The 2,284-nt window shown below is 65.8% G+C and carries 2 protein-coding genes and 1 rRNA gene; all 3 read right to left on the bottom strand.

All coding sequences use genetic code 11. From position 1 onward, the window contains the following. Positions 1 to 180: 180 nt before the first annotated feature. Entirely contained in the window at positions 181 to 435 is a 255-nt protein-coding gene (locus G1C96_RS10045; protein ID WP_169276447.1) for a hypothetical protein, read from the bottom strand. 91 nt (positions 436 to 526) lie between these two features. Continuing rightward, complete coding sequence (locus tag G1C96_RS10040) at positions 527 to 2,005, bottom strand: MFS transporter (RefSeq protein WP_169276446.1); 1,479 nt, start codon at positions 2,003 to 2,005, stop codon at positions 527 to 529. Between the two features lie 154 nt (positions 2,006 to 2,159). Then, positions 2,160 to 2,276, bottom strand: a 5S ribosomal RNA gene (gene rrf, locus G1C96_RS10035). Between the last annotated feature and the right edge of the window lie 8 nt (positions 2,277 to 2,284).

Here is a 2,284-nt window from a genome sequence, read left to right as displayed (position 1 = left end):
GCTCAAGCCGCACAGTCGCAAGAAGGGGTACAAGCCCCGGCGACGAACATTCCTGCGTCGGTCGTGGTCCGGCAGGCATGATGTTGGACCGTAAGCTAGCGAGCGCCAGTGAGCGTGGCCGAACGGCCTTGAGTGTGTCCCGCATCGTGCGCGCCAAGTCACGACCGTAACCGGCATGCCTCAGCGTCGCCGCGGCTTGTACCCCTTCTTGCGACTGTGCGGCTTGAGCTGCTGGTTCAGCGGCACATAGGTGTGCGCGTTGGCCGGATCGTGGCTGGTCAGGTGCCATGTGCCGCAGTACTGGCAGCGGTACACCCACAGTTCCGCGCCGCGCTCGATGAAGCTCTGATCGGCGGCATGCTGCGCCTGCGCCTTGTCGTGATACATGATCTTGTTCGACGTGGCGCAGCGCTTGGGAGTGAAGTAGTGGGCCATAACGGTCCCCGAGTCTAGCCGCGCGCGCTGACGAACAATACCGGCGAGCGATACCGACGGACTGTGCCGTCCGCCGCCGCGCGTCGGGCCTTCAGCGCACGCGACCGGCCGCGAACGCGCGCAGGTTCGCCAGGAACGCGCATGCCACGCACGCGGTCAGGGCCACGTAGCCCCAGTGCGCGCCCTGCTGCGTGGCAGCGACGAAGCCGTCCGATCCGCGTTCGCCCGCGCCCGCCTGCGCCACGGACAGGAACACGGACATCACGGTGGTGCCCACGGCGCCGGACAGTTGCTGGAACGTGGAGAACAGCGCGTTGCCGTCGGCCTTGAGCGCGGGGTCGAGGTGCGACAATCCGCTGGTCATGGTGTTGGCGAAGGACATCGAGAAGCCCACCATGTACATCAGGTAGCATGCGCCGATGAGCGTCACGGTGGATCCGGGGCCTACGAGCAGGGCCATGAGCGCGGTGCCCAGCAGCGCCACGGTCATGGCGATCGTCACCGGGCGGAACGCGCCGAACCGGTCGAGCAGCGAACCGGAGATCGGTGCCACGACGGCGCCGATGAGTGCGCCCGGCAGCACGATCACGCCGGCCACCAGCGCGCTGGCGCCGAAGCCGAGCTGCGCGGAGTTGGGGATCATGTAGCCGAAGCCGATGGTGACCATCTGCAGCAGCACGTAGGCGAGCAGATGCCAGCGGAACGGCACGCTGCGCAGCACGCCCAGACGCACGAGCGGCGAGAACGACCGCTTGCTCAGCCAGCCGAACGCCGTCATGGCCGCCGCGGCCACCGCAAGCAGCGCCACGGCCGCCGTCATGCTGCCGGTGCCGACCATGGCGGCGCCGAACTGATCGAGCGCGACGATGAACGACACGAATCCGACGATGACGCACAGCACGTGCAGCGGGTTGAGGTGCGCGTCCACGGTCGGGCTCATCTGCGTGATGTTCCGCAGTCCCAGCACGAGGGCGATGAGGAGGAACGGCAGCAGGATCACGAAGATCCAGCGCCACGGCATGGTGGTGCCGACGATGCCGCCCACGGTGGGGCCGAGCGCGGGCGCGGCGGCGCACACCATGTTGCCCACGCCCATGAGCGTGCCGATCCTGCTGCGCGGCGACTGTTCGAGGATGATGTTGAACATGAGCGGCAGTGCCATGCCGGTTCCGGCGCCTTGCAGGATGCGTGCGACGAGCAGCATGGGGAAGTTGATCGTGCATGCGGCGATGAGGCATCCGGCGATGCACAGGCCGATGGCGATGAGGAAGATGGTTCTGAGCGGCACGCGGCGTTTGAGGTATGACGACAGCGGCGTGACGAGCGCGACGACCAGCAGATAGCCGGTGGTCAGCCATTGGACAGTGGACGTGCCGATGTGGAACTCGGCCATGAGTTCGGGGAACAGCACGTTCATCAGCGTTTCGGTGAGGATGCCGATGAAGGCCATGATGCCGGTGGCCAGGATCGCCAGCAGCAGCCGGCGTGGGATTCGCTCTTCGTCTGGGGTTCCCGTTGTAGAGCGTTCGATGTGTTCGATGTCTGGCGTAGCGGACGCAGCGTCGGTCATGCGTGTTCGGCCGTCTCCGGCCGTTCCTTTCCGGGACCTGGCAGGGACCATATGGAACGCTTCCCTCATCGCCAGGTGGATAGCAGGCAGCCGAACAACAGAAAAGGGTTCTTGGTGGAGTGATCTCTACCAAGAACCCTTTCATAACGGGTAATTGCGGCGGCGTGCTACTCTCCCACACCCTATCGAGTGCAGTACCATCGCCGTGCCAGGCCTTAGCTTCCGGGTTCGGAAAGGGACCGGGCGTCTCACCTGGGCCATGACCACCGCAAAATCTTC

The sequence above is a fragment of the Bifidobacterium moraviense genome (assembly GCF_012932365.1).
Classification (GTDB): Bacteria; Actinomycetota; Actinomycetes; order Actinomycetales; family Bifidobacteriaceae; genus Bifidobacterium; species Bifidobacterium moraviense.
This window is presented reverse-complemented; position numbering and strand designations above follow the sequence as displayed.